The 6,858-nt window shown below is 45.6% G+C and carries 6 protein-coding genes; 5 read left to right on the plus strand and 1 reads right to left on the minus strand.

Going from position 1 to position 6,858, the window contains the following annotated elements; translation table 11 throughout:
- The first annotated feature begins 203 nt into the window (after positions 1 to 203).
- A complete protein-coding gene (locus tag M0Q40_08725; protein MCK9222688.1) occupies positions 204 to 1,301 on the plus strand; it encodes a radical SAM protein in 1,098 nt (365 codons plus the stop codon).
- 262 nt (positions 1,302 to 1,563) lie between these two features.
- Here M0Q40_08725 and M0Q40_08730 read toward each other — a convergent pair whose 3' ends face one another.
- Positions 1,564 to 2,172 carry a hypothetical protein gene (locus tag M0Q40_08730; protein MCK9222689.1) on the minus strand — a complete coding sequence of 203 codons (609 nt, stop codon included), beginning with the start codon at positions 2,170 to 2,172 and terminating at the stop codon, positions 1,564 to 1,566.
- Between the two features lie 454 nt (positions 2,173 to 2,626).
- On the opposite strand from M0Q40_08730, the gene M0Q40_08735 reads away from it, so the two are divergent.
- The 4 genes from M0Q40_08735 to M0Q40_08750 form a co-directional block, all read left to right on the plus strand.
- Positions 2,627 to 2,815, plus strand: a complete 189-nt coding sequence (locus M0Q40_08735; GenBank protein MCK9222690.1) for a hypothetical protein — start codon at positions 2,627 to 2,629, stop codon at positions 2,813 to 2,815.
- A 1,489-nt stretch (positions 2,816 to 4,304) separates the two neighbouring features.
- The gene (gene murJ / locus M0Q40_08740) at positions 4,305 to 5,873 is read left to right on the plus strand and encodes a murein biosynthesis integral membrane protein MurJ (GenBank protein MCK9222691.1); all 1,569 of its coding nucleotides are present in this window, start codon (positions 4,305 to 4,307) and stop codon (positions 5,871 to 5,873) included.
- Between the two features lie 88 nt (positions 5,874 to 5,961).
- Complete coding sequence (locus M0Q40_08745; GenBank protein MCK9222692.1) at positions 5,962 to 6,276, plus strand: transposase; 315 nt, start codon at positions 5,962 to 5,964, stop codon at positions 6,274 to 6,276.
- 319 nt (positions 6,277 to 6,595) lie between these two features.
- Positions 6,596 to 6,858: transposase (locus tag M0Q40_08750; protein MCK9222693.1), on the plus strand; the 263-nt coding region annotated here is incomplete at its 3' end.

Here is a 6,858-nt window from a genome sequence, read left to right on the forward strand (position 1 = left end):
AAACCAAGAGAGTTGATCATATGTGGGAGGCTTAAGGATATGGTTTTGAGCGAATGGGTGTTTGCTCTGGGTAACTGATAGAAAGGATTCAGCTGTGAGGCTCTAAGGCAAGCTACAAGTGCCGGTGTGTGATGCAGGAGATACCGGAAGGATTGCTGGCTTGACAGGCGAAGGGGTTTGTATGATGAACAGGGGGAGAACGTATGCCAAGGATTACTTCAGGCCGGGTAGGTGTTACCGTGGATATGGCTGGATGCCCAAACCGCTGTCGTCACTGTTGGTTGGGGCATGGTACTGATCAAGGCATGTCCGAAGAAGCCTTGCGGTGGGTGGTGCAGCAGTTTCGTTCCTATCGGCGTCCTGATGATGTGAAGCCGGTCTTTGATCAAATCATCGTCCAGACTTGGTTTCGGGAACCGGATCGCTTGCCGGAGTATCGCAGGCTATGGGAATTGGAGAAAGAACTCAGTTATCCTGGAGGGGCGCTTCGTTTTGAACTAGCGAGTAGCTGGCGGTTGGCCCGGGAACAAGACTATGCAGCTTGGCTAAAGGAGGTGGGCACCAAGGTAGTGCAGATCAGCTTCTTTGGCCTAGAGGCGAACACCGATTACTTTACCCGGAGGGCTGGTTCATTTCAAGATAACCTCTTGGCAACGGAACGTCTATTAGACCAAAGTATTGCACCACGCTGGCAGCTTTTCTTGAGCAATCGGGTGATTGACGAATTGGACGCGTTTGTTGAACTCATCCAAGAACTCAAGCTAGAAGAGCGTGTGGCGCGATTAGGTAAAGAATTTGTGGTGTTTGTCAATCTACCGACACCGGTGGGGGAAGCTTTTGTCCATGAGCACTTGCGTCCCTCAGCCCAGGTGCTGGATCGGCTGCCCAAATACTTATCCGATAAGACTATTAAGCATTTTCAAGCGGTTGACTTGTCTAGTGCCCTGGGAAAGCCTGAATCCGCGTGGTTGCCTGAATTGAGCCAAAACAACGAACCCTATGCCCAGACACCTTCGCTCTTGGCGTTTTTAGTAACGCCAGAGTTAGAGGTATTCACCAATTTGGGAGAGTTGACTCCTGCCTGGAGTCTTGGAAATCTGGAAAGGGACGGAATTAAGGAGATTATTAGGCGGTATGAGTTTGATGTCGTCCTTGGACTACAGGGCTTTTACCATGTCCCTGTTTCTACATTGGCAACGACCTATGGACGTAAAGACAGCGCATTACTGTATGGCAAAGGTGACTTGATCACCCGCTGGTTGAAGCTATGGGCCGATGAGAAAACCAGTGGGGCACTTTAGGAAGTAGACTTTTACCTGCCTTAGCACAAGCCGCCATGATGCAATCTGGAGCCATACTCAGTTGATGGCTATCTAATCCTACGCTACGTCAATCATCTCAAGCGATGTGTGGTGCATCAAGATGACGCCATCCTGGAAGGAAGATCTCTAGTAGCATTCTTTCTTTAAACACTGTAGATATAGGTGTTGCTGGCCCTTGTGGTTCGTTGTTTCTTCTAGGGGGATGCAGCCCACCAAGATAATCTTGGTGGGCTGCACTTTTCTAGAACAGGCGGGTGATCCCGATTTTTGCAAGAAGAGGCATGTTATAGTTCATCTGCAGTTCTCCTCGAACACCGATATCTTCTGTAAGTTGATACTCGCACCCAACTTTGATGTGAGGTCTTACTTGTGTAGATGATGACTTTGGCTTTTCACCGCTTCCGAAGTAATCCCAGATGGCATCGAATAGGTCCTGGAACTCAGGCGAGACTGAGGCTTTCTCATGGAAGGCGGTAATGCCAAGTCCCAAATAGACAGGAGAACCTACTGCAGCACTGATCCCGGCAGATAAGTATGAATGGGAACTAACGTGCTGATTGTCCGCGCTCGTTGTAATTGAGCCGCGGGTACCGCTTACTTCCCAATGGAGGTAAGTAGTGTTTGATAGGGTCACCTCCAGTTTGTCTGTAAGATCGATGGCACCCCAGAGTTGAAATAGAGGGTAGGATTTTAGGGTGAAGAAAGGATTTGCTCCAAAGGTGTCGTTTAACATCGTCTGGTAACCGCCAAAGGCGATCCCTCCGCCAATGCTCCAGTCAGCATAACATGTGGGACTGCTCCTCAATAAACAAAGTACGATGATCACGGACAAGACTAGATTTCTTTTCATTCGTTTGCTCCTTTCGGATGTTAGTATTTCCGGCGGCAATGGTATAAAGCTAGATAACCTCCTTACTGGTAAGATAAATGTGACCGGTCGTAGTTAAATGGTTCTGGATAGCGTGTAAAATCCCTTTACAATGTTTGTGTATATAGATACTGGTTACATGTATAGTAGAGCTGTACACGCCGATGGTACCGGGGTTTGTGAGCGAGAGAAAAAGATTCGTTTCTGTGGTTTTTCGTATCAAGGTGAGGTTGAAATAGAGCTCTTTCGTATAAGGCTGGACTCTAGTTGCATATACAACAGTTAGTTGGCAGATGTGGTTAGCAGGGGCTAGTCATATCGTGTTTGAGTACAGAGGGTTCGCTTAGGATCCATGGTTGAATAAGGAATGCAGCGATGGATAGGATCTGCTGGTGGAAAAGTGGTGAGTTTGTTCAATTGATGAAGCAACCGGGCAATGCGAGACTGTTTAGCTAAAGACATTAGCAGGCAAGAAAAGTGGGGTTCTGGAATAGACACCCTAGATCAAAGGAGATCAGGAGAATCTGGTTGGATTTTGACCTGCTATGTCCGGGGTGATCTCTTAGCCTTAGGTAGTATCCTTGTGGGTGAGACTAAGTATTGGGTAAAGAAAGTGACCCACTAGCTTTGTGTTTCCCATGTGTTACTTGCATCTATGAGAACGACGGAGTGAAGCAGTAACGGGCCGCCGTTGAGTCAGCTATGGTGCATCGATTGACGTTACTGGTATGGAAGGGCTAGTTAAGCTTCTCGTCAACTCGTTTTTTGCGGTTCATCGAAAACAATGATGCTCACCGCAATGGATCAGCCTAGCTGTGCGCGGATCGGAACCGCAAGAACATTGATCCATCGTTGAGCTTTCTCGTTCTACTGGCGTATGTGGGCTTTTTCGGCCTAACCGAAGGGAGATTATTCTACAATGTTGCTGAGCCCGTGGCGTAGCTCTTGATTTTCAAACACTAATGGGATCGCTTGCTTTAGAGTCGTAGGGTGGATACTGTTGGAGTTAATCACCGATGAATGATTTATACTGCATTTCACGGGTTCTATGATGGATTGCGGATGGGCTTCTGCGGGCTACTTGACTTGGTGGTTGCCTTCTTATCCGACTTGGGCTGCACCGGTTCTGTCCAGATTGAATGCATGCATCCTTGGAGGCCAGCTGTTTGGAACCTCTGTGAGTGATTAGGACGCTTACGAGAGGGTCACGATAGGTAAGATTGACCTATCCTTTATGAAGCGCGGGCCAGTGTTCTATCTACGTCGGGTCCAAGGTCGGTATTCTGAGGGGGTACCGTCGGTGGCAACAATGGAATTATCGGTCATTCCATAGGGGTATAGGCAGAGATTTGGTTAGTATTGTTGGTTTCGGTGATGCCTGGCTTTGTTCTTAGATGGCTTTTGGGGAAAAGATGGTGTCGGTTGTTTGATTCGAGGCAAGGATCGAGCAAGACTTGTGCTAGAGAGACTTAGTCGACAGGGCGAATATTCCGCTCGGTATGGACTTGAATTTCTAGTTTAGTTACGGTTCCTAACGGTTTGCATTTTTTTCTTGGGAATAGTGCTAAAATCAGAGGGGATTGCTTGATAAAGCAGGAAAGTAGTGTTATATGTCGAACATATTATCATCTTCTCTGTATGCGGTAATTCATGGTCGACTGCATAGACGTTTATCATACATTGAGGGGATGTGCGTGTTTCTTGCATAGGACGAAAGCCCTAGTGGAACTCTGCGAGAAGTGTTCGAGTTGGCAATGTGTAAGGTAAAGGAAAGTGTCAACAGTTGAAGTGATAAGAGTCTGATAATTTATTATGTTTTGTTCTTTATAGTGGCTAAGCCAAGGAATGTTGTTTGTGAGTGGTTTTACGCACGTTCCAAAAGGATTGGCTAGCTGGTTATATATGGGTTGTGTTCTGAGAAAAGCGTCGGACTAGAAGATTGGTTATGATCTGAATGATGTTGGTAGTGTTTTATTTTGTAGTATAGATTGACAAGAATGATGTAAGTAATAGTGCCTTCGGGAAATATCAAGTCCTGAAGGCTGTTTTTGTTATACCTACGGGAGCTGCCAAGTCGTGTTCTTGTGGGATTTTTTTAGAGAGACGGTTAGTGTATGGAATACAAATATCAGTTGTTGCAGTCTACTGGGATTGTAATGTTCTTTACGATTATCAGTAAGGTCCTGGGTTTTGGCAGGGAAATGACAATTGCTGCTTACTTTGGGGCCACCGGTGACACAGATGCATATCTCGTTGCTTTATCGGTACCGGGTATACTTATCGCGGCTTTGGGAGCAGCGATAAGTACTGTACTGATTCCTATATTTACACAGGCCTATGCCAAAGATGCAGAACAGTTTCAGGATGTGTTTAATAACTTCTTGACGGTGCTGGTAATCGGGTTTTCCATGTTGTTTTGTATTGCACAACCGTTGGCTCCTTATTTGGTGAGGATTATGGCACCAGGGTTTAATCAAGAAATGTTGGGTAAAGCTACATATTTGACTAGGTTGATGTTACCCAGCATTATCTTTATGGGGCTTTCTTCCTTGTACAGTGCTGCATTGAATTCGATGCAAAACTTCGCAGTACCTTCAATGGTCGGTTTGCCGTACAATGTGATAATAATACTTTCATCAGTATTACTTGGAAAAACCTATGGTATTACGGCACTGGCTATTGGTACTGTTGCGGCAATTGTTAGTCAAGCTGTATTACAGGATATAGCTTTGCATAGACGGAAGGTGCGGTATAAGCCAAAACTCGATTGGGGAAGTCTAGAGCTAAAGATGGCAGCCCACCTTGTTTTACCTGTATTTTTGAGTAGTGCCGTATATCAAATAAATACCATAGTTGATAAACAAATGGCGTCCATGCTAACTGAAGGAAGTATCTCTGCACTAAGTTTTGCTAATAAGTTGACCATGCTTCCTTTCGGTTTGTTTGTAGGTAGTTTGCTGACTGTTTTATATCCAGGACTTGCTGAGACGGCGATGAAAGAGGACTGGGCGGGTTTTCGTGAACGTCTGATCTTGGGTGTTAAGAACATTGTCATTTGGGTCACACCGATGATGGTTGGGTTGATTGTACTTAGGGAACCAATCGTGCGTGTATTGTTCGAGCGAAAGGCTTTTGATGCGGCTGCCACACAAATGACCGCGTATGCAGTGATTTTTTATGCGGTTGGTTTACCATTCTTGTCCCTAAATAATCTACTCAAGAGAGGTTTTTGGTCTCTTCAGGATACCAAAACGCCTATGATTGTGGGTATAGTTACGGTATGTAGCAATATTGCACTGAATTTTGTATTCGTTCGGTTTATGGCCCATGGAGGTTTGGCTTTAGCGACTTCGTTATCTGTCTTGATAGGTACTATTGTGTTATTGGTTTGTATGTTTAAGAGAGTAAATACAATTGATATGGCCTCCACAATACCATTTGTGTTTAAGTGCACTCTAGCATCATTGTTGATGGGGTTGTTGTGTAATAATCTAATGACTCTGCTTGCCGGGAAGGTTGCTTTGCCTGAGGTTATACGGTTAGGTATTGTGGTTGTATTGGCTGGAGTGACTTATGTGTTTATGCTGATGATACTAAGGGTTAGGGAGGTTAGGCAACTATTTAACTTGAAGGTTGTTGAGAAGTTGTGGTTCACCTCCGTAAGTAATGACCAAAATGAGTAGCAAAAGGACATCGGGCAATACTAAGGAGTGCGCGCTTATTTGTGTAGACTCCTGTTAATAATGGAGGTAAAAGACAGGAGATAGACTGATGATGTTTGAAAGAGGGGAACTCAAAGAGATTAATGGGGAGCAGGGAGTCAAGACCACTGAGGATTTTCAAGAGCTAATGCACAAGATGATGAAAGAGGTCCTTGAAGCCATTTACGATGAAGACCTAACGGATCACCTTGGCAATCAGAAACACGCCGAGAAGGCGGGTGACGATGCCAATCCAAGGAATGGCTATAGGCCGAAGACGGTGCAGTCCTACTTAGAAGAGATCAAACTCTATGTGTCTCGTGATCAGAAATCAACTTTTGACCGCCGGGTGGTGAAAAATGGCAATGTGATATTCCCTGCATAGAAGCGAAGGTGGTTTCAATGCGCGCCAATGGAATGACACCCGAGATTCAAGCAACATATTTATGGCTAGATATTTCCCGAGACCAACAAGCAACATTACAGATACGGTCATGGAGCATGCTCAGGATTCGCAAATCCGTCCGTTGCAACCGGTATACACCGTCATTTTCATGGACGCCATAGATGATTAAAATGCGCTATAATGATGTGCTAAGAACGTTGCTGTCTATGCCATAATCGGGATAGACCTCGAGGGTACCAAAAGCTGTCAGGGTCTATATGTTTCAGAGACGGAGTCAGCAAAGTAGTGGTTGACAGTCATGAACGAACTCAAGGACTGTGGTGCTCAGGACATCCTAATCTTTGCGGTAGACAACCTAACAGGCATCTCTGAAGCAATTGGAGCCGCTTTCCCCCAGTCCGAAGTTCAGAAGTGTATTGTTCACCAGATCCGCAACTACCTCAAGTTTGTGCCTTGGAAAGAGCGTAAGGCTGTGGCTACCGATCTCAGAAGGATTTACACGGCCTCTAGCGAAGCTGAAGGGTACGCGGAACTTGAGTGCTTTGCAGAAAAATGGGACAA

Source organism: Limnochordia bacterium (assembly GCA_023230925.1).
GTDB lineage: Bacteria > Bacillota > Limnochordia > DUMW01 > DUMW01 > JALNWK01.

Bases quoted from the DNA above. Each gene is read 5' to 3' on its own strand.
- M0Q40_08735 (MCK9222690.1), top strand. From the start codon at position 2,627: ATGCGAGACTGTTTAGCTAAAGACATTAGCAGGCAAGAAAAGTGGGGT.
- M0Q40_08730 (MCK9222689.1), bottom strand. From the start codon at position 2,172: ATGAAAAGAAATCTAGTCTTGTCCGTGATCATCGTACTTTGTTTATTG.
- M0Q40_08745 (MCK9222692.1), top strand. From the start codon at position 5,962: ATGATGTTTGAAAGAGGGGAACTCAAAGAGATTAATGGGGAGCAGGGA.
- murJ (MCK9222691.1), top strand. From the start codon at position 4,305: ATGGAATACAAATATCAGTTGTTGCAGTCTACTGGGATTGTAATGTTC.
- M0Q40_08725 (MCK9222688.1), top strand. From the start codon at position 204: ATGCCAAGGATTACTTCAGGCCGGGTAGGTGTTACCGTGGATATGGCT.